Origin of the sequence: Microbacterium sp. Root322 (genome assembly GCF_001425645.1) — a bacterium.
In the GTDB taxonomy this organism is placed as follows: domain Bacteria; phylum Actinomycetota; class Actinomycetes; order Actinomycetales; family Microbacteriaceae; genus Microbacterium; species Microbacterium maritypicum.
The window spans coordinates 592,043-610,511 of sequence record NZ_LMCS01000002.1 but is presented as its reverse complement, the minus strand read 5'-3'; the positions used below and the strand labels follow the sequence as shown (position 1 = coordinate 610,511).

The window sequence follows — 18,469 nt, the reverse complement described above, 5'->3', positions numbered from 1 at the left end:
CGGGCGAAACCGTGACATCCGACGAAGGTAGGCTGGGAACGTGACTTCGAGCCCCATCGCCCCGGGTTCGCGACTGGCGAGCCGTCTCGGCTTCAGCGATCGCGTCTTCATCGGTCCTGCCGCCCGACGTGTCGCGCGCGCCATCGAAGACGGGCTGGAGCTCGTCGAGACCGGACTGGCAGACGACGTCCGCGTCGCCGATCCACTGGCCGACGCCGCCAGCCGCTACCTGTACGAGGCCGGCGGCAAGCGCATCCGTCCGGTGCTCACGCTCCTCGCCGCACAGCTCGGCGACGGCAACACCCCCGAGGTCATCGACGTGGCCAAGGCGCTCGAGATCACGCACCTCGGCTCGCTGTACCACGACGACGTCATGGACGGAGCCGACCGCCGCCGCGGAGTACCCGCCGCCCACGCCGTGTGGGGCAACAACATCGCGATCCTCACGGGCGACATCCTGTTCTCCCGCGCCAGCCAGCTGATGTCCCGGCTGGGCGAACGCGCCATCCGGCTCCAGGCCGACACCTTCGAGCGACTCGTGCTCGGTCAGATGCACGAGACCCTGGGCCCGCAAGAGGGCGACGACCCCATCGAGTTCTACATCCAGGTGCTCGCCGACAAGACGGGTTCCCTGATCGCCGCGGCCACGCAGGGCGGCGTGATCTTCTCCAACGCCCCCTCGGAGTACGAAGAGCCGGTACGCGTGTACGGCGAGAAGATCGGCGTCGCGTTCCAGCTTCTCGACGACGTGATCGACCTCTCGGCGAAGCCGGAGGAGACGGGCAAGGTGCCGGGGACCGACCTGCGTGCGGGCGTTCCGACCATGCCTTACCTGCTGCTCAAGGCCGAGAGAGACGCGGACGCCATCGACCTCGCAGCCCGCATCGACGAGGGCGTGGCCCTCATCGCCGACGGTGCCGACCCCGCCATCCTCGACGGGCCGCTGGACGCGCTGCGCGACCACCCGGTGACGCAGAAGACCCTCGAGCTCGCGCATGCGTGGACCCGGGATGCCGTCGACGCTCTCCAGCTGCTCCCTCGCGGCACTGTGCGCGAGGCGCTGACCCGATTCGCTGAGACCCTCGCCGAACGCTCCAGCTGACTCTGTGCGGGCGGCCCGTCAGGGTTGCGCGCCGGCTCTGCGACGGCATACGAAAGGACCTCCCATGACCAAGCTCAGACTGGCCATCGTCGGTGCGGGCCCCGCCGGCATCTATGCGGCGGACATCCTGCTGAAGGCGGAGCGCAAGTTCGACGTCTCGATCGACCTCTTCGAGCAGCTCCCCGCACCGTACGGGCTGGTGCGCTACGGCGTCGCGCCCGACCACCCGCGCATCAAGGGCATCGTCAACGCCCTCCGCGACGTGCTCGACCGTGGTGACATCCGCCTGTTCGGCAACGTCCGCTTCGGCGAGGACATCACTCTCGACGACCTCAAGAAGCACTACAACGCGGTGATCTTCGCGACCGGGGCCATCCGCGACACGTCGCTGGACATCCCCGGCATCGATGCGGTCGCCTCGTACGGCGCTGCGGACTACGTCAGCTGGTTCGACGGCCACCCCGATGTTCCGCGTGAATGGCCGCTGGATGCCGCCTCGGTCGGCGTGCTCGGCAACGGCAACGTCGCCCTCGATGTCGCCCGCATGCTGGCCAAGCACGCGGAGGACCTGCTCGTCACCGAGGTGCCGGCCAACGTCTACGAAGGCCTCAAGGCCAGCCAGGTCACCGACGTGCACGTCTTCGGGCGTCGCGGACCGGCGCAGGTCAAGTTCACGCCGCTCGAGCTGCGCGAGCTCGGCGAACTGCGCGATGTCGACATGGTCGTCTACGACGAGGACTTCGACTACGACGACGCCGCGAAGGACGCCGTCGCCAGCAACAAGCAGGTGATGGTCATCGACCGCATCCTGCAGTCCTGGCGCAAGCGCGATTCGGTCAACAACGCCGGAGGCACGGCGTCGCGACGCCTGCACCTGCACTTCTGGGCGAAGCCGGTCGAGGTCCGCAAGGACGACAACGGTCGCGTCGCGGCCCTCGTGTACGAGCGCACCCGGCCCGACGGCCAGGGTGGCGCGGTCGGCACGGGAGAGCTGCGCGAGGTGCCCCTCCAGGCGCTGTACCGTGCCATCGGCTACTTCGGCTCGCCGCTTCCCGGGGTTCCCTTCGACAAGAAGCACGGTGTCATCCCGAACCGTGAGGGTCAGGTGCTCGCCAAGGACTCGAACGAACGCGTGCCCGGCATCTACGCGACCGGATGGATCAAGCGCGGCCCCGTGGGGCTGATCGGGCACACCAAGTCCGACGCGATGGAGACCGTGCGTCACATCATCAACGACCAGAGCGCGTGGTGGCACCCGGAGGACCCCTCGGAGGAGTCCATCGTCGAGCTCCTTCAGGAGCGCGGCGTGCGCTGGACCGACCTGGACGGGTGGCACCGGCTCGACGAGCACGAGATCGCCCTCGGTGCTCCGGCGGAGCGCGCCAGGGTCAAGGTCGTCCCGCGTGACGAGATGGTCCGGGTCTCACGCGGCGAGTAGAGCCGTCACGGTCGGGCCTCCCGCACCCGGTCGCGCGCTCGGCTAGCCTGGCGACGACGGGGGAGGAACGCATGACCGAGTGGATCCCGGATGTTCTCGGTGACGAGTTCGAGCAGCTGACGCTCGATCTCGGCACGGATGACCAGGGGCCTGTCGTTGCGACCCTCGTGCGCGCGCTGCCGAGGAGGCCGAGCCTGTGGGCGCGGGCGAGCGGCCGCCGACCGCTTCTCGACGGGGTCGATGTGCTGTACGTGCACGGCTGGTCCGACTACTTCTTCCAGAAGCGGCTGGCCCGGTTCTGGACTTCGCGTGGCGCCCGCTTCTTCGCTCTCGACCTGCGCAAGTACGGTCGCAGCCTGCGCGACGGCCAGACTCCCGGCTACGTCGCCGACCTCGCCATCTACGACGAGGACATCGGAGCTGCGCTGGAGGCGATGGGCCGCGGGGAGGGGGGCGCCGAGTCCGCCCGTCGACTCCTCCTGCTCGGGCACTCCACCGGGGGCCTGACGCTGAGTCTGTGGGCCTCCCGCCATCCGGGCTCCGCCGACGCGGTGATCCTCAACAGCCCGTGGCTGGAGTTCCAGTTCGCGCCGGCCCGCGCGGCGATCGCGCCGATGGTCGAGTTGCAGGCGAGGCTGCGACCGATGGAGGCCGCGCCGCAGGTCGACCTCGGCTTCTACACCCGCGCGCAGCAGGAGGTCGCCGACCCGGACGATCCGATGGATGTGAACCCGGTATGGCGGCCCGCGCAGACCATGGCGGTGTACGCGGGCTGGCTGCACGCCATCCTCTCCGGCCACAAGGCGGTGGCGTCGGGGCTGTCGATCACGGCGCCCGTATGCGTGCTGCTGTCAGCACGATTCGTGCCGCCGACCCGGTGGTCGGACGACCTCACGTCTGCCGACTCGGTGCTCGTGGTCGACGACATCGCCCGTGCAGCGCTCCGGCTCGGTCCCAGCGTCACCGTGGAGCGCATCGACGGCGCGCTGCACGACGTCTTCCTCTCCCGGCACGAGGCGCGCGAAGACGCCTACCGGCGGTTGGACCGATGGGTGACCGGATGGCGAGCAGCGCAGTGAGCTCTCACAGGTAGTACATCTCCCTGACGAGGCGCTCGGCGCCGTCGCCGTCGCCGCTGCGCACGGCGTCGCCGAAGTCGACGTAGATCTGCGCCATCCGTGCGCGATCGGAGGGCGGGACCACCCAGTCGCGGAGGTTGCGGAACAGGACCATGCTCGCGTCGTCGATCAGCGTGCGATGCTGCGCGTTGCCGCTGTGCTCGCCGAGGTAGGAGAACACCGCCCATCGGGCGTTCGAGGTGCCGGCACCGTCTTCCAGAGCTGCGCGCATGGCGTTGACCAGCGCGAGCACATGCTCGCGCTGCGCGGCCGTGATCTGCGGCACCGCCAGTCGCGCGGCGATTCCCGCCTGGTAGCCGGCGAACACGAGCGATTGGGCGATGGTCTCCGGCGTCACCGCCGTGACCTCCGTGTACCGGCTCGGGTACATCGTGACCATTCCCAGCCGTTCCAACCGCTGGAGCGCCTCGCGCACCGGTGTCCGTGACACGTGCAGTTCTTCCGCGACATCGACATCGCGGATGCGCTCACCCGCGGCCAGCGTGCCGTCGATGATCTGCCTGCCGATGTGGTGGAAGACCTCTTCGGCCAAGAGCTGCTTGCTCTCGCCGACGTTCGTCGATCCGATATTCCCCATGGATCCGCCCCCAGTTGCCCTTCTGATCCCGAGCGCCCCATGATTCGCCCGGGAGGGCAACTACATCATGAAGTCGCGTCGGATGCCAATATCCCCCACCTGAGTCGGCAGTCCGCGTGGGGGCGCGCATCGTGGCTCAGGTGGGCTCGTCGTGCCCGTGTTCTTCGTGCTCGTGGGTTCCGTGGCCGGCGGATGCTGGGCATCCGCCGGCCACCGAAGACGCGAGCGCATGGAACTGCCGCGGCCTCGTCCCCACGAGGGCAAGCTCGCAATCCCGAAATCGCGTAGCCCTACGACGGCAGTGCGTCACGCGGCGTTCGCGTCATCGGTCGCATCGAGTCGACCGCTTCCAGTCTTGGGTACCTAAACCCATATATCAGTATGCAATCCAACAATGACGAGAGAGGGGGGCGAGTGCGCTGCACTCGACCCCCTCTCTCGATATGTCCCGGTGGGTTACCGGTAGTTGATGAACTGCAGGTCCAGGTCGAGGTCGGCGCCCTTGAGCAGCGCGATGACCGACTGCAGGTCGTCGCGGCTCTTGGACTGCACGCGCAGCTCGTCGCCCTGGATCTGGCTCTTCACGCCCTTGGGGCCCTCGTCGCGGATGATCTTGTTGATCTTCTTCGCGTTCTCCGAGGAGATGCCGTCCTTGAGCGTCGAGACGATGCGGAACTCCTTGCCGCTGGCGAACGGGTCACCCGACTCGAGGCTCTTCAGCGAGATGCCACGCTTGATGAGCTTGGACTGGAACACGTCGAGCACGGCCTTGGCCCGCTCCTCGGTGTTCGCGATGATCAGGATGCTCTCGCCGCTCCAGGCGATCGACGCACCCGTGCCCTTGAAGTCGTAGCGCTGCTCGATCTCCTTGCGGGCCTGGTTCAGGGCGTTCTCCGCCTCCTGGTGGTCGACCTTCGAGACGATGTCAAATGAGCTGTCAGCCATGGTTTCATCCTACTCAGGGGCTCAGGGCGTACACGTTGTCGGAGATCCGGGTGGCTCCCTCCGGCGTGGGGTAGTCGTCGGGGACCAGCACGAAATGACCGGCCGGGCCGCTCATCTCCACGGGGCCGCGTTCGCCGCCACACGCCATGATTCCCGCTGTCTCGTCCCGGTAGGCGAGCACGCAGACCGTTCCCTGGTCGACCCCGCGCAGCACCCACAGCGAGCTGCCGGAATGCTCGCCGACGAACCGCGCAGACGAGAGCTCGGCGACGTCGCCGGAGTCCTGCTCGATGAACGCGTCCGGCAACGCGTCCGCGGGTTCGACATCGCGCTCCAGCACCGCGTAGTCCGTGGTGAACGCGGTGCACCCGCTCAGTGCGGCCGCCGACAGCGCCAGCACGAGACCTGTCGTCATCCGGGCGATGCGGTGCGAACCGTGAGTCATTCCGGCAGTCTACGGGTCTCGTTTTCCCGCCTCATGGAAGCGTTTTCACATCCCAGCAGCGCTCTGTTCTCTATCACGGGTTGATATCAACGCCTTCTCTCATTGCAAACGCCGCTGATTTCGATGCATACTGTAAGCGCTTGCAGTCCTTGCAGGTGATCAGCACTGAGAGAGGCACACACCAATGAAGGTGAACAAGAGGGGCATCGTCGCCGCGGGCGCGATCGCCATCGTTTCGACTCTGACGCTTGCCGGCTGCTCCACGGGGACCAGCAGCGACGACACCTCCGGCTCCGACGACAGCGGGAAGCTGGTCGTGTGGGTCGACGCTGAGCGCGTCGACGCACTGCAGGGCGCTGCAGACGCCTACCAGGAGAAGACCGGCGTCAAGGTCGAGCTCACGGGCAAGTCGGTCGACGACATGAAGGACGACTTCATCCAGCAGGTTCCGACCGGCAAGGGCCCCGACATCGTCATGGGCGCGCACGACTGGCTGGGCGAGCTCTCCACGAACGGCGTCGTCGCACCCATCGAGCTCGGCGACAGCTCCGAGGACTACCTCCCGGTCGCGCTGCAGGCCGCCACGTACGACGGCACCGTCTACATGCTCCCGTATGCCGTCGAGAACATCGCGGTGCTGCGCAACGCCGACCTGGTTCCGGCCGCCGCGACCAGCTTCGACGACATGCTCTCGAAGGGCACCTTCGTCGTCGAGCAGGGTACCGAGGGCAACCCGTACCACCTCTACCCGTTCCAGACGGCGTTCGGCGCCCCGGTGTTCGGCACTGACGACACGGGCAGCTACGACTCCACCGACCTCCAGCTCGGCAGCGAGGGCGGCTTCGCGTTCGCGGACTGGCTGGGCGCACAGGGCGCTGCGGGTGTTCTGAACACCGACGTCGACGGCGAGATCGCCAAGCAGCAGTTCCTCGACGGCACCGCGGCCTTCTGGCTCACCGGTCCGTGGAACGTGGGCGCGGCAACCGACGCGGGCATCAACGTCGCGATCGACCCGATCCCGAGCCCGACCGGTGAGACCGCTTCGCCGTTCGCCGGCGTGAAGGGCTTCTTCGTGAGCTCGGAGTCGAAGAACAAGGTCGCCGCGAACGACTTCCTCGTCAACTACATCGGCACCGAAGACGTGCAGCTCGACCTGTTCAAGGCCGGCAACATCCTCCCCGCCCTGACCGCAGCCGCCGACACCGCGGCCGCCGACCCGATCATCGCCGGCTTCCAGGCCGTCGGCGCCGACGCGGTGCCGATGCCCGCGATCCCGGCCATGGGCGCGGTCTGGGAGTTCTGGGGCGTGGCCGAGGCCGCGATCATCAACGGCGAAGACCCGGCGACGACGTGGCAGAAGCTCGTCGACGACGTGACCGCCGCGATCAAGTAACAGCCAGAACACGGACTCTGCCGGGGTGGGCCTTCGCCCGCCCCGGCAGGATCATGACGAGGATGACATGACAGACACCGACGAGCGCACAGCTCCTCCGACCAGACGTCAGCGCCAGGCCGCGAAGATCGCGGAGGCCGCATCCGGACCGATCGGCTGGATGCTGCTGAAGATCCTCCTGCTGGCCGTCGTCGACGCGATCGCGCTCTACGCCGCTTTCGTGCTCTTCGCTCAGCGGGAGTGGTTGATCCTCGGCATCGTCGTGGCGGTCGCCGTCCTCGTCAACTACATCTACTTCTCCCGCAAGCGCATCGCCGCGAAGTACCTCACTCCCGGCATCATCTTCCTGGTCATCTTCCAGGTGTTCACGCTGCTCTACACCGGGTACATCGGGTTCACGAACTACGGCACCGGCCACAACGGCACCAAGGACCAGGCGATCTCCTCCCTCCTCGCCTCGGCGCAGGAGCGGGTCGAGGACTCGCCGACCTACCCCGTGACGGTCGTCGAGCAGTTCGGCACCTACGGTCTGCTCGTGACGGACCCGGAATCCGGCGACGCGCTCCTCGGTACAGCGCAACAGCCGCTGGAAGAGGTCGACGCCCGGTTCGAAGACGGCACGGCCGTCGCCGTCGACGGGTGGACCACGCTTCCGCTCGCGACCGTCTTCACGCTCTCCGAAGAGCTCGAGAAGCTGTCGGTGCCGTTCAGCGACGACCCGAACGACGGCAGCCTGCGCGCCCCGGACGGGCAGAAGGGCTACCTGTACGTTTCGACGCTGGAGTACGACGAGGCCGCAGACACCATCACCGACACCACGACAGGGACCGTCTACTCCGATACGGGCGACGGGGCCTTCACCGCCGAGGGTGGCGAGCAGCTGCTCCCCGGTTGGCAGACGACCGTGGGCTTCGACAACTTCATCCGCGCCGTCACCGACTCCTCCATCCGCGGACCGCTCATCTCGGTCACCCTCTGGACGTTCGCGTTCGCTCTGATCTCGGTCGCGACGACGTTCTTCCTCGGCCTTCTCCTGGCCCTGGTGTTCAACAACACCCGCATGCGGTTCCGCAACGGCTACCGCATCATCCTGATCCTCCCGTATGCGTTCCCCGCGTTCCTGTCGGCGCTCGTCTGGGCCGGAATGATGAACGAGAGCTTCGGCTTCATCAACCAGGTGATCTTCGGCGGGGCCGAGATCCCGTGGCTCACCGACCCCGCCCTCGCGAAGGTGTCGGTGCTGCTGGTGAACCTGTGGCTCGGCTTCCCGTACATGTTCCTCGTCTGCATGGGCGCCCTGCAGGGCATCCCCGAGGATGTGAACGAAGCCGCGGTGATGGACGGCGCGAACCCGTGGCAGGTCTTCCGCCGGATCAAGCTGCCGCTGCTGCTGGTCACCGTCGCACCGCTGCTGATCTCGTCCTTCGCGTTCAACTTCAACAACTTCAACCTGATCTACATGCTCACCAAGGGGGGCCCGCGCTTCAGCGACGTGTCCATCCCCGTCGGGCACACCGACATCCTCATCTCGATGGTCTACAAGGTGGCCTTCACGGGGCAGACGCGTGACTACGGTCTGGCCTCTGCCTTCACGATCCTGATCTTCATCGTGGTCGCCACGATCTCGATCATCAGCTTCCGCAAGACCAAGGCCCTCGAGGAGCTGAACTGACATGAGCACCACCAGCCCCACCACCGAGCGATCCGCCGCCACTCGCTCCACCGACGGCGTGCAGAGCCTCGCCCCCCGCCGTCGCAGCTTCGGCGCCTGGTTCGCCGACACCGGATGGCGCCACCTCGTGGCGATCGCCGTGAGTGCTTTCGCCCTGTTCCCCCTGCTGTACGTGATCTCCGCCTCGCTGAACCCGAAGGGGACGCTGACGGGATCGAACCAGTTGTTCTCCGCGATCGGGATCGACAGCTACGTGCGCATCCTGAGCGACCCGCAGAACCCCTACGGCACGTGGTTCCTCAACACGCTGCTGATCGCGGTGGTCACCGGAGCGGTCACCGTCTTCATCGGTGCCTGCGCGGCATATGCCTTCTCGCGCATGCGGTTCGCTGGGCGCCGTGTGGGGCTCGTGACGATCGTGGTCGTGCAGATGTTCCCGCAGCTGCTCGCCGTCGTCGCCATCTTCCTGCTCATGTCGACACTGGGGGACTGGTTCCCCGCGATCGGTCTGAACACCCACACCGGTCTGATCCTGGTGTACCTCGGGGGAGCGCTCGGGGTGAACACGTACCTGATGTACGGCTTCTTCAACACAATCCCGAAGGAGATCGACGAGGCGGCGCGCATCGACGGCGCCGGTCACGCGCGCATCTTCTTCACGATCATCCTGCGTCTGGTCGCTCCGATCCTCGCGGTGGTCGGGCTCCTGTCGTTCATCGGCACGGTAAACGAGTACGTGATCGCGAGCGTCATGCTCGTCGACGTGGACCAGCAGACCCTCGTCGTCGGACTCACCAAGCTCGTGGCGAACCCGCGCTACGCGGACTGGTCGGCCTTCTCCGCCGGTGCGGTGATGGCGGCGATCCCGGTGATGATCCTCTTCCTCTTCCTGCAGAAGTACATCGTCGGTGGGCTGACCGCCGGAGCGACCAAGGGCTGAGCGCTTCCTGCGGGTGTCGCCTCGGCGACGCCCGCAGCCGCGCGGGCGGTTCTCCCGCTCTCTTGTCTCGCATGCTACCTTGTCATGCATGACAGCCGATGTCGGCGCCCAGATGCGCAAGGGAGTGGTCGAGTACTGCGTGCTCGGCCTGCTCGCGCGGGAGCCTATGTACGGATGGCAGCTGGCTGAGGCTCTCACCGGCGCCGGCCTGATCGCCAGCATCGGCACGCTCTATCCGCTGCTGGGGCGGCTGCGTGACAACGGCTGGGTGAGTACGTTCGATCAGCCGTCCGAGTCGGGCCCGGTGCGCAGGTACTACCGGCTCACCGAGGTCGGCGTCGATCAGCTCGAGCGATTCCGCGCCCAGTGGGCACCGTTCGCCCGTGTCGTCACGGGCATCGTCGGAGAGGGACGATCATGACCGAAACCACCGCTGTCGCCCTGCGAGAGGACTTCCTCACACGACTCGATGAGGCGATGCGCGGATTGCCGCACGGCATCGCGACGGACATCCGCGGGGGAATCGTCGAAGAGCTCCAGGGGCTCGACGCCGAAGCCACGGCCGTGCGCATCGCTCAGCTCGGCGATCCCGGCGCGATCGTCCGCGAGGCACAGGCCGAGCTGCCGGCGGGTTCGCCTCTCGCGGTGCCGACGACCGCGTCCGCACCGTCGGCACCGGGTCCGTCGACGACGTCCACGCGCGGGTTCGCGATCGCCGCGGCTCTGACGCTGAGCTTCGGCGGGATCGTCGTGCCGATCGTCGGGTGGTTCGTCGGTGCCGTGCTCGTGAGTCTGAGCTCGCTCTGGAAGACGGGGGAGAAGGTCGTGGCGATCGTCGTGCCGTTCGTTGCGGGCGGTCTGTCGATCCTCGTCATCTCGACGATGGTCACCATCTCCGCGTGGGAATCGAGCGGCAGCTCCTCGGGAACAGGAACCCCGCCGCCCGCCAACAATCCGTTGCTTCCTGCGTGGTACGACATGATCTGGGGCGGTCTCGCGGGAATCGGCATCCTCCTCATCCCGCTCTCGGGTCTCTGGCTGCTCTGGCGCCTGCGCGGTCGCGTCGCGCGCTGACTGCCGCGGAGCAACCGCCGCTGTCGGCGTTGCGCCCGGGCTCTCGCACCGTTCGGTCGTAGCGTGGAGGCATGGCACGCGTGGGTGGTCGCAACCTCGGGATGAGCTGGTTCGCCGGCATCGTGTGCGTCGCCATCATCGGAGCCCTGGTGTGGCTGTCGCTGCCGATTGTTCCCGTGCTCGCGCAGTTCGCCGGTGATGCACTGCGCAACGCGCTCCCCTGAAACCCAAGAGACAGTGCGGTGTCCTCGCGTATGACGACACGTCGGCACGCCTCCGCGAGCGGCCGTTCGCGCGGAGGTACCCTCACAATGCACGTATCCGATGAGAGGCGCACCCCATGAGTGACCCCGACGTTCCCCAGCCCGAGAAGCCGGCTGACGTTGACGACGTCGTCGGCAGTGCGAACGCGGGTCTGGATGCCGCCGCTGCCGCAGGTGCGGATGTTCCCGGTTCGAACGACGGCGTGGAGGAGAAGCCCGCCGCTGCGCCGGTCGATCCCGACCTCGCTGCGTTCGAAGAGGCCGAGCGCGATCACCCCGGGACTTTCGCGTCGCCGCCCCCGGCAGTGACCCCCGCTGCGTCCGTCGCGTCGAACGACAACGCCGACGAGGTCAGGACGCGCGCCGACGCCGAGTCCTCCTCCTTCTTCCCTGAGCCGGTGATCGGCGAGCCCGTCGCGTTCGGTCATGAGCAGTCGGGCATGGCGGGTGCCGCCTACGCCCAGTACGGCGATGAGGCCGACACGCGCGTCGTGCCGTCCGAACCGCTGGTCGCTGCAGCCGCGGCACAGCCGCAGCCCATCTTCGTGCAGGCTCCCGAGCCGCCCCGCGACCGCGGAAACCGTGGCACCGCGGGAGCCATCGGACTCCTCGCGACGCTCGTCTTCGCGGTGCTGTACCTCGGTGCGGCGCTGGGGCTCGGCGCGATCTCCGGTGATGTGACCGGGGAGAACATCGGGCAGACCGCGATCGCTCCGCTGACGACTTGGGGATTCTGGACGCCCGTCGTGGTCTTCTTCCTCGGCTTCTGGCTGCTCGGTGCGATCATCAACCGCGGTCGCTGGGGACTCTGGGTCGTCTTCGGCATCATCGTCGGCGTCATCGCCTATGGAGGACACATCCTCGGCCAGCTGTTCGAGGCGCCGTTCTGGAAGCTCAGCGCGAGTCAGGGGCTCGACCTCGTCGGAGAGCAGCTGCTCGCCCCGCTCGCGATCGCGGCCTTCGTGTTCGCCCGTGAGCTGACCATCTGGTTCGGGGCCTGGGTCGCCCGCAGCGGTGCCCGCAAGACCGAGCTGAACGCCGAGGCGCAGCGCGAGTACGAGCGCACCCTCGAAGCCGGCCCGACGCTGTCGAGGTAATCACGAACTCCACCATGCCGAACCCCCGCGGACCCGAGTCCGCGGGGGTTTCGGCTGTCCTGGCGGTCGTGCTCGCCACCATCAGCTTCTTCGCGCTGGCGGTCTTCGGGCTCGGAGCGCTGAGCATCGCCACCGACACGGACATCATCGCGGTACCGGACCTCGGACAGACGCCTGGGGTGATCGGGATGCTGGCCGCCGTGGTCTCGTTCGCGCTCATGCTGTGGTCGACGCTGCGTCGACCACAGCCGTCGTATGTCGCGACGATCGCGATCGCCCTGGTCGCAGGTCTCGTCCATCTGACAGCCGTATGGGTCGGTGTGCTCATCGCCGCGGGGAGCTTCGTGCTCGCAACCGCGGTCGCAGGTCATCTCGTGCGCGGGGGAGCGAGTGCGGTGCTCGTGCTGGCGGCGCTGATCGCCGCGTGGGGCGGGATCGCGCTGCGTCGCACCCGTGCCGAGCATCCGCGGTGGCCGTGGGAGCGCGACGACGACGAGTGACCCGCGAGTGATCGTTCCCCTCCCGCCCCGCCGGGAGCGGGAAATCGCGACGGCGACGGGCGACGCGCCGTACGCTGGTGGGGTGGAGCGTTCGTTGGAGACGCAGGTGGACCAGGCCGTCGAGGCATGGTTGCGCTGGGTGCCGCGCTGGGAGCCGGCCACCCACCGTGGTCGCGTCGCGCCGTGTCGCCGATGTCTCGGATCGCCCATCCTCTCGGCAGCCGGCATCGGGGCGAACGTGCCGCACGGCGTGCAGCACGGGTTGTCCACGCGGATCAAGACCATCGTCGATCACGCCGTTGCGGAGTACACCGCACGGAATCTGCCGATGCTGCAGCGCGAGCTCGATCAGCAGGCCGCGCGCAACCGCGCTCGCAGCTACCGTCCGGCCGAGGATCTCGATCCCGAGTTCGACGGTCTGCCCCTCGACCCCGACCCTGTACCAGGGGCTCCGTTCCTGTTCACCATCGCCGGGCTGGCCGACGACTCCGCCGCCGAGTTGCCCGCTCTTCCTCCGCTGACGGAGGAAGCCAAGGTCGCCCTCCGGCAGGAGGTCACCCTCGCCGACGAGTACGCCAACATGGTCGGACGCGAGATCTGCGGCATCCTGCTGCGGCACCGCATCTCGATCCAGGCCGCGATCTCGCAGCATGTGGAACCGCAGATCGAGGCACTGCTGGCCGAGCTCACAGAGTCGCTGGACTCGCCGTTCGACCCCGACCTGCCCTGACGTGTGCGGCCGACGCACACGGTCGGAGGGGCATTCATTTGACCGTCAGGTTACGCGGCATTACACTTGATCAGGTGTGTGCACGCCTCTGCGTGTGCGCTGGGCGCCGGCACCTGCCGGTCCGCCCCCACGGCATACCCATCACACCAAAAGCTCGTCGGTTCCGACGTGCCGGTGGGTCATGATGTGAAACCCATCACGCTGTCACCGTGCAGCACTATGAGGAGAGAACGTGCCAACCATTCAGCAGTTGGTTCGCAAGGGTCGCTCGCCCAAGGTCACCAAGACCAAGGCACCGGCGCTCAAGTCGAACCCGCAGCAGGCCGGGGTCTGCACCCGCGTCTACACCACCACCCCGAAGAAGCCGAACTCGGCGATGCGCAAGGTCGCTCGTGTGAAGCTCCGCAACGGCACCGAGGTCACCGCGTACATCCCCGGTGAGGGTCACAACCTGCAGGAGCACTCGCTCGTGCTCGTGCGTGGCGGTCGTGTCAAGGACCTCCCCGGTGTGCGTTACAAGATCGTCCGTGGCGCCCTGGACACCCAGGCAGTCAAGAACCGTAAGCAGGCTCGTTCCCGCTACGGCGCGAAGAAGGGTTGAGTTAGATGCCTCGTAAGGGACCCGCCCCGAAGCGCCCCGTCGTCAACGACCCGGTATACGGCGCACCGATCGTCACCTCGCTGGTGAACAAGATCCTCGTCGACGGCAAGAAGTCGCTGGCCGAGTCGATCGTCTACGGCGCCCTCCGCGGCGTCGAGGCGAAGAACGGTCAGGACGCCGTCGCCACGCTGAAGAAGGCGCTCGACAACGTGCGCCCGACGCTCGAGGTCCGCAGCCGCCGCGTCGGTGGCTCGACCTACCAGGTGCCGGTCGAGGTCAAGCCTCACCGCGCCAACACGCTCGCTCTGCGCTGGCTCGTGAGCTACGCGAAGGGCCGTCGTGAGAAGACGATGACCGAGCGTCTGCAGAACGAGATCCTCGACGCCTCCAACGGCCTGGGTGCCGCGGTCAAGCGCCGCGAGGACACGCACAAGATGGCCGAGTCGAACCGCGCGTTCGCTCACTACCGCTGGTAAACAGCTTCGCCCGCCCCTCGGCCACTCGCCGAGGGGCGGGCACCCCCTCTTCGCAGTACGACTGCTCCAAAAGATAAGGACACTCCTGTGGCACAAGACGTGCTCACGGACCTGAGCAAGGTCCGCAACATCGGCATCATGGCGCACATCGATGCCGGCAAGACCACGACGACCGAGCGCATCCTGTTCTACACGGGCGTCAACCACAAGCTCGGCGAGACGCACGACGGCGCCTCGACCACCGACTGGATGGAGCAGGAGAAGGAGCGCGGCATCACGATCACGTCTGCCGCCGTGACCTGCTACTGGAACAAGAACCAGATCAACATCATCGACACCCCCGGCCACGTGGACTTCACGGTCGAGGTGGAGCGCTCGCTCCGCGTCCTCGATGGTGCTGTCGCGGTGTTCGACGGCAAGGAGGGCGTCGAGCCCCAGTCCGAGACCGTCTGGCGTCAGGCCGACAAGTACAACGTCCCGCGCATCTGCTTCGTCAACAAGATGGACAAGCTCGGCGCCGACTTCTACTTCACCGTCGACACGATCATCAACCGCCTGGGCGCCAAGCCCCTCGTGATCCAGCTGCCGATCGGCGCGGAGAGCGACTTCATCGGCGTCGTCGACCTGGTCGAGATGCGCGCACTGGTGTGGGCCGGAGACTCCAAGGGTGACGTCACCATGGGTGCCTCCTACGAGATCCAGGAGATCCCGGAAGACCTCAAGGAGAAGGCTGCGGAGTACCGTCAGCAGCTCCTCGAGACCGTCGCCGAGACCGATGACGCGCTGCTCGAGAAGTTCTTCGGTGGCGAGGAGCTCACGGTCGCCGAGATCAAGGGTGCGATCCGCAAGCTGACCGTCGCCTCGGAGATCTACCCGGTGCTCTGCGGTTCCGCGTTCAAGAACCGCGGCGTCCAGCCGATGCTCGACGCGGTCGTCGACTACCTCCCGAACCCGCTCGACGTGGGCTCGATCGAGGCGCACGACCCGAAGGACTACGACACGATCATCGAGCGTCACCCCGACGCCAATGACCCGTTCGCCGCCCTCGCGTTCAAGGTCGCGGTGCACCCGTTCTTCGGTCGCCTCACCTACGTGCGCGTCTACTCGGGTCACCTGGACTCCGGTTCTGCGGTCATCAACTCGACCAAGAACAAGAAGGAGCGCATCGGGAAGATCTTCCAGATGCACGCCAACAAGGAGATCCCGGTCCCCTCGGTCACCGCGGGAAACATCTACGCGGTCATCGGTCTGAAGGACACCACCACCGGTGACACCCTGACCGACCCGGCAGCTCCGGTCGTCCTCGAGTCGATGACGTTCCCCGAGCCCGTCATCGAGGTCGCGATCGAGCCGAAGACCAAGGCCGACCAGGAGAAGCTGGGTGTCGCCATCCAGAAGCTCGCTGAAGAGGACCCGACCTTCCGCACGGAGCTGAACCCCGAGACCGGTCAGACGACCATCAAGGGCATGGGCGAGCTGCACCTCGACATCCTCGTGGACCGCATGAAGCGCGAGTTCAACGTCGAGGCCAACGTCGGCAAGCCGCAGGTGGCGTACCGCGAGACGATCCGCAAGACCGTCGAGAAGCACGACTACACGCACAAGAAGCAGACCGGTGGTTCTGGACAGTTCGCAAAGATCCAGTTCACCATCGAGCCGCTCGACCTCGACTCCGAGAAGACCTACGAGTTCGTGAACGCCGTCACCGGTGGTCGCATCCCTCGTGAGTACATCGGTTCGATCGATGCCGGTTTCCAGGACGCGATGAACGTCGGTGTGCTCGCGGGCTACCCGATGGTCGGCGTCAAGGCGACCATCGTCGATGGTGCGGCTCACGACGTCGACTCCTCGGAGATGGCGTTCAAGATCGCGGGCTCCATGGGCTTCAAGGAGGCCGCGCGCCGTGCCAACCCCGTGCTGCTCGAGCCGCTGATGGCCGTCGAGGTCCGTACTCCTGAGGAGTACATGGGCGACGTCATCGGTGACCTGAACTCGCGTCGTGGCCAGATCCAGTCGATGGAAGACGCCGCAGGCGTCAAGGTCGTCCGTGCACAGGTTCCGCTGTCCGAGATGTTCGGCTACATCGGCGACCTGCGCTCGAAGACCTCGGGTCGTGCCGTCTACTCCATGGAGTTCCACAGCTACGCTGAGGTTCCCCGCGCTGTGGCCGACGAGATCGTCCAGAAGACCAAGGGCGAGTAATCACCCTTCTGGGTTCCCCGCGGCGCCGAGCACCGCGAAGCGCCGCGGGGTTCCCAGGTCACCTACAACTTCACATTCCCTCTCTACTAAACTGAGAACCTAACCCGTAGAGAACCGGTCGCAAACCAGTGCCCGGTCACCTCTACAACGACGTCCTGAGGAGGACCCAGTGGCTAAGGCCAAGTTCGAGCGGACCAAGCCGCACGTCAACATCGGAACGATCGGTCACGTCGACCACGGCAAGACCACGCTCTCCGCAGCGATCTCGAAGGTGCTTGCTGACAAGTACCCGTCCGACACCAACGTGCAGCGCGACTTCGCTTCCATCGACTCGGCGCCGGAAGAGCGCCAGCGTGGTATCACCATCAACATCTCGCACATCGAGTACGAGACCCCGAAGCGCCACTACGCGCACGTTGACGCTCCCGGCCACGCCGACTACGTCAAGAACATGATCACCGGTGCGGCTCAGATGGACGGCGCGATCCTCGTGGTCGCCGCCACCGACGGCCCGATGGCTCAGACGCGCGAGCACGTGCTGCTCGCCAAGCAGGTCGGCGTGCCGTACCTGCTGGTCGCGCTGAACAAGTCCGACATGGTCGACGACGAGGAGATCCTGGAGCTCGTCGAGCTCGAGGTCCGCGAGCTGCTCGCCGGCCAGGGCTTCGACGAGGACGCTCCTGTCGTCCGCGTCTCCGCTCTCAAGGCCCTCGAGGGCGACGAGAAGTGGACCCAGGCGATCCTGGACCTGATGCAGGCTGTCGACGACAGCGTTCCGGACCCGGAGCGTGACCGTGACAAGCCGTTCCTGATGCCCGTCGAGGACGTCTTCACGATCACCGGTCGTGGAACCGTCGTCACGGGTCGCGCCGAGCGTGGCACGCTGGCCATCAACTCCGAGGTCGAGATCGTCGGACTCCGTCCGACCGTCAAGACCACGGTCACGGGTATCGAGATGTTCCACAAGCAGCTCGACGAGGCCTGGGCCGGCGAGAACTGTGGTCTGCTGCTCCGCGGCACCAAGCGTGAGGACGTCGAGCGCGGTCAGGTCATCGTCAAGCCGGGTTCGGTCACGCCGCACACCGACTTCGAGGGCACCGCGTACATCCTGTCCAAGGACGAGGGTGGCCGTCACAACCCGTTCTACACGAACTACCGCCCGCAGTTCTACTTCCGCACCACCGACGTCACCGGCGTCATCTCGCTGCCTGAGGGCACCGAGATGGTCATGCCCGGCGACACCACCGACATGACGGTCGAGCTGATCCAGCCGATCGCTATGGAGGAGGGCCTCGGCTTCGCCATCCGTGAGGGTGGACGCACCGTCGGCGCCGGTACGGTCACGAAGATCATCAAGTAAGCATCTGCTTCCTCGCAGAGGGGTCGGACCTTCGGGTCCGGCCCCTTTGTCGTTAACACGGCGTCTCGAGGGTTCCGTTTACGATTGCGGACATGCACAATGAGTGTGGTCGGCCCGATCGGTCGGCGGCACACCTTCAGAAGGGGAAACACATGGGTATCGAAGATGCCGTGAACAAGGGCAAGGACCTGTACGAGCAGAACAAGGACAAGATCGCCGAGGCCGTGAAGAGCGAGCAGGCCGAGGACATCAGCGACAAGGTGCTCGACGGCGTCGCAGACTTCGCGAAGAAGATCGCTCCCGGTGCGGCCGACAAGATCGACGAGATCCGCGACGGCGCCGACAAGGCCGTCGGCAACGAGTAGAACTCCGCGTCTCCTGAGCGGCGATCCACCACGGGTGGATCGCCGCTCTTGCGCGTGCGGGCACCGGGCATCAGGCTCGGAATGCCGTCGGATGTGGCGTATTCACGGTTGCATCCAGTAGGATCGACTCGACCGCCTGGGGATCTTGCG

20 protein-coding genes are annotated in these 18,469 nt (G+C 66.7%); 17 read left to right on the top strand and 3 right to left on the bottom strand.

Annotation, left to right across the window (positions count from 1 at the left end; genetic code table 11):
- Positions 1-40 precede the first annotated feature (40 nt).
- The 3 genes from ASC55_RS07790 (at position 41) to ASC55_RS07780 (ending at position 3,619) form a co-directional block, all read left to right on the top strand.
- A complete protein-coding gene (locus ASC55_RS07790; protein WP_055874171.1) occupies positions 41-1,102 on the top strand; it encodes a polyprenyl synthetase family protein in 1,062 nt (353 codons plus the stop codon).
- Between the two features lie 64 nt (positions 1,103-1,166).
- Positions 1,167-2,540 (top strand): FAD-dependent oxidoreductase, encoded by a 1,374-nt coding sequence (locus tag ASC55_RS07785; protein WP_055865615.1) that lies wholly within the window; start codon positions 1,167-1,169, stop codon positions 2,538-2,540.
- A gap of 71 nt (positions 2,541-2,611) precedes the next feature.
- Complete coding sequence (locus tag ASC55_RS07780) at positions 2,612-3,619, top strand: alpha/beta hydrolase (RefSeq protein WP_055865612.1); 1,008 nt, start codon at positions 2,612-2,614, stop codon at positions 3,617-3,619.
- 4 nt (positions 3,620-3,623) lie between these two features.
- On the opposite strand, the gene ASC55_RS07775 is transcribed toward ASC55_RS07780, so the two are convergent.
- From ASC55_RS07775 to ASC55_RS07765, 3 genes are all read right to left on the bottom strand, one after another.
- Positions 3,624-4,256 (bottom strand): GntR family transcriptional regulator, encoded by a 633-nt coding sequence (locus ASC55_RS07775; RefSeq protein WP_017829223.1) that lies wholly within the window; start codon positions 4,254-4,256, stop codon positions 3,624-3,626.
- Between the two features lie 456 nt (positions 4,257-4,712).
- A complete protein-coding gene (locus tag ASC55_RS07770) occupies positions 4,713-5,201 on the bottom strand; it encodes a YajQ family cyclic di-GMP-binding protein (RefSeq protein ID WP_017829222.1) in 489 nt (162 codons plus the stop codon).
- Positions 5,202-5,214: 13 nt separating this feature from the next.
- Positions 5,215-5,646 (bottom strand): hypothetical protein, encoded by a 432-nt coding sequence (locus ASC55_RS07765; protein WP_055874168.1) that lies wholly within the window; start codon positions 5,644-5,646, stop codon positions 5,215-5,217.
- Between the two features lie 184 nt (positions 5,647-5,830).
- Between ASC55_RS07765 and ASC55_RS07760 the strand changes: the two genes are divergently transcribed.
- The 14 genes from ASC55_RS07760 to ASC55_RS07700 all read left to right on the top strand — a co-directional run bounded on the left by ASC55_RS07760 (position 5,831) and on the right by ASC55_RS07700 (position 18,319).
- Positions 5,831-7,039 (top strand): sugar ABC transporter substrate-binding protein, encoded by a 1,209-nt coding sequence (locus tag ASC55_RS07760; protein ID WP_055874165.1) that lies wholly within the window; start codon positions 5,831-5,833, stop codon positions 7,037-7,039.
- Positions 7,040-7,106: 67 nt separating this feature from the next.
- Entirely contained in the window at positions 7,107-8,711 is a 1,605-nt protein-coding gene (locus ASC55_RS07755) for an ABC transporter permease subunit (RefSeq protein ID WP_055865601.1), read from the top strand.
- Position 8,712: 1 nt separating this feature from the next.
- Positions 8,713-9,651, top strand: coding sequence for a sugar ABC transporter permease (locus ASC55_RS07750; RefSeq protein WP_055874163.1), 939 nt, complete (start codon positions 8,713-8,715; stop codon positions 9,649-9,651).
- Between the two features lie 88 nt (positions 9,652-9,739).
- A complete protein-coding gene (locus ASC55_RS07745; protein WP_055865598.1) occupies positions 9,740-10,072 on the top strand; it encodes a PadR family transcriptional regulator in 333 nt (110 codons plus the stop codon).
- Positions 10,069-10,725, top strand: a complete 657-nt coding sequence (locus tag ASC55_RS07740) for a hypothetical protein (protein ID WP_055865594.1) — start codon at positions 10,069-10,071, stop codon at positions 10,723-10,725. The genes ASC55_RS07745 and ASC55_RS07740 overlap by 4 nt, the downstream gene beginning before the upstream one ends.
- 71 nt (positions 10,726-10,796) lie before the next feature.
- Entirely contained in the window at positions 10,797-10,949 is a 153-nt protein-coding gene (locus tag ASC55_RS17605; protein ID WP_164743708.1) for a hypothetical protein, read from the top strand.
- Positions 10,950-11,065: 116 nt separating this feature from the next.
- Complete coding sequence (locus ASC55_RS07735; RefSeq protein ID WP_055874160.1) at positions 11,066-12,085, top strand: hypothetical protein; 1,020 nt, start codon at positions 11,066-11,068, stop codon at positions 12,083-12,085.
- Positions 12,086-12,099: 14 nt separating this feature from the next.
- Positions 12,100-12,585 (top strand): hypothetical protein, encoded by a 486-nt coding sequence (locus ASC55_RS07730; RefSeq protein ID WP_235563143.1) that lies wholly within the window; start codon positions 12,100-12,102, stop codon positions 12,583-12,585.
- Between the two features lie 82 nt (positions 12,586-12,667).
- A complete protein-coding gene (locus ASC55_RS07725) occupies positions 12,668-13,315 on the top strand; it encodes a hypothetical protein (protein WP_055874157.1) in 648 nt (215 codons plus the stop codon).
- Between the two features lie 232 nt (positions 13,316-13,547).
- Positions 13,548-13,916 (top strand): 30S ribosomal protein S12, encoded by a 369-nt coding sequence (rpsL, locus tag ASC55_RS07720; protein WP_017201609.1) that lies wholly within the window; start codon positions 13,548-13,550, stop codon positions 13,914-13,916.
- Between the two features lie 5 nt (positions 13,917-13,921).
- Positions 13,922-14,392, top strand: coding sequence for a 30S ribosomal protein S7 (rpsG, locus tag ASC55_RS07715; RefSeq protein WP_017201608.1), 471 nt, complete (start codon positions 13,922-13,924; stop codon positions 14,390-14,392).
- An 87-nt stretch (positions 14,393-14,479) separates the two neighbouring features.
- On the top strand, positions 14,480-16,594 hold the full coding sequence (gene fusA, locus ASC55_RS07710) for an elongation factor G (protein WP_055874155.1): 2,115 nt from the start codon (positions 14,480-14,482) through the stop codon (positions 16,592-16,594).
- Between the two features lie 169 nt (positions 16,595-16,763).
- Entirely contained in the window at positions 16,764-17,954 is a 1,191-nt protein-coding gene (tuf, locus tag ASC55_RS07705) for an elongation factor Tu (protein WP_017829210.1), read from the top strand.
- Positions 17,955-18,106: 152 nt separating this feature from the next.
- Complete coding sequence (locus tag ASC55_RS07700) at positions 18,107-18,319, top strand: hypothetical protein (RefSeq protein ID WP_021201124.1); 213 nt, start codon at positions 18,107-18,109, stop codon at positions 18,317-18,319.
- Positions 18,320-18,469 lie beyond the last annotated feature (150 nt).

Coding starts and splice junctions, on each gene's coding strand:
- ASC55_RS07785 (WP_055865615.1), top strand. CDS start 1,167: ATGACCAAGCTCAGACTGGCCATCGTCGGTGCGGGCCCCGCCGGCATC.
- ASC55_RS07780 (WP_055865612.1), top strand. CDS start 2,612: ATGACCGAGTGGATCCCGGATGTTCTCGGTGACGAGTTCGAGCAGCTG.
- ASC55_RS07775 (WP_017829223.1), bottom strand. CDS start 4,256: ATGGGGAATATCGGATCGACGAACGTCGGCGAGAGCAAGCAGCTCTTG.
- ASC55_RS07770 (WP_017829222.1), bottom strand. CDS start 5,201: ATGGCTGACAGCTCATTTGACATCGTCTCGAAGGTCGACCACCAGGAG.
- ASC55_RS07765 (WP_055874168.1), bottom strand. CDS start 5,646: ATGACTCACGGTTCGCACCGCATCGCCCGGATGACGACAGGTCTCGTG.
- ASC55_RS07760 (WP_055874165.1), top strand. CDS start 5,831: ATGAAGGTGAACAAGAGGGGCATCGTCGCCGCGGGCGCGATCGCCATC.
- ASC55_RS07755 (WP_055865601.1), top strand. CDS start 7,107: ATGACAGACACCGACGAGCGCACAGCTCCTCCGACCAGACGTCAGCGC.
- ASC55_RS07750 (WP_055874163.1), top strand. CDS start 8,713: ATGAGCACCACCAGCCCCACCACCGAGCGATCCGCCGCCACTCGCTCC.
- ASC55_RS07745 (WP_055865598.1), top strand. CDS start 9,740: ATGACAGCCGATGTCGGCGCCCAGATGCGCAAGGGAGTGGTCGAGTAC.
- ASC55_RS07740 (WP_055865594.1), top strand. CDS start 10,069: ATGACCGAAACCACCGCTGTCGCCCTGCGAGAGGACTTCCTCACACGA.
- ASC55_RS17605 (WP_164743708.1), top strand. CDS start 10,797: ATGGCACGCGTGGGTGGTCGCAACCTCGGGATGAGCTGGTTCGCCGGC.
- ASC55_RS07735 (WP_055874160.1), top strand. CDS start 11,066: ATGAGTGACCCCGACGTTCCCCAGCCCGAGAAGCCGGCTGACGTTGAC.
- ASC55_RS07730 (WP_235563143.1), top strand. CDS start 12,100: ATGCCGAACCCCCGCGGACCCGAGTCCGCGGGGGTTTCGGCTGTCCTG.
- rpsG (WP_017201608.1), top strand. CDS start 13,922: ATGCCTCGTAAGGGACCCGCCCCGAAGCGCCCCGTCGTCAACGACCCG.
- ASC55_RS07700 (WP_021201124.1), top strand. CDS start 18,107: ATGGGTATCGAAGATGCCGTGAACAAGGGCAAGGACCTGTACGAGCAG.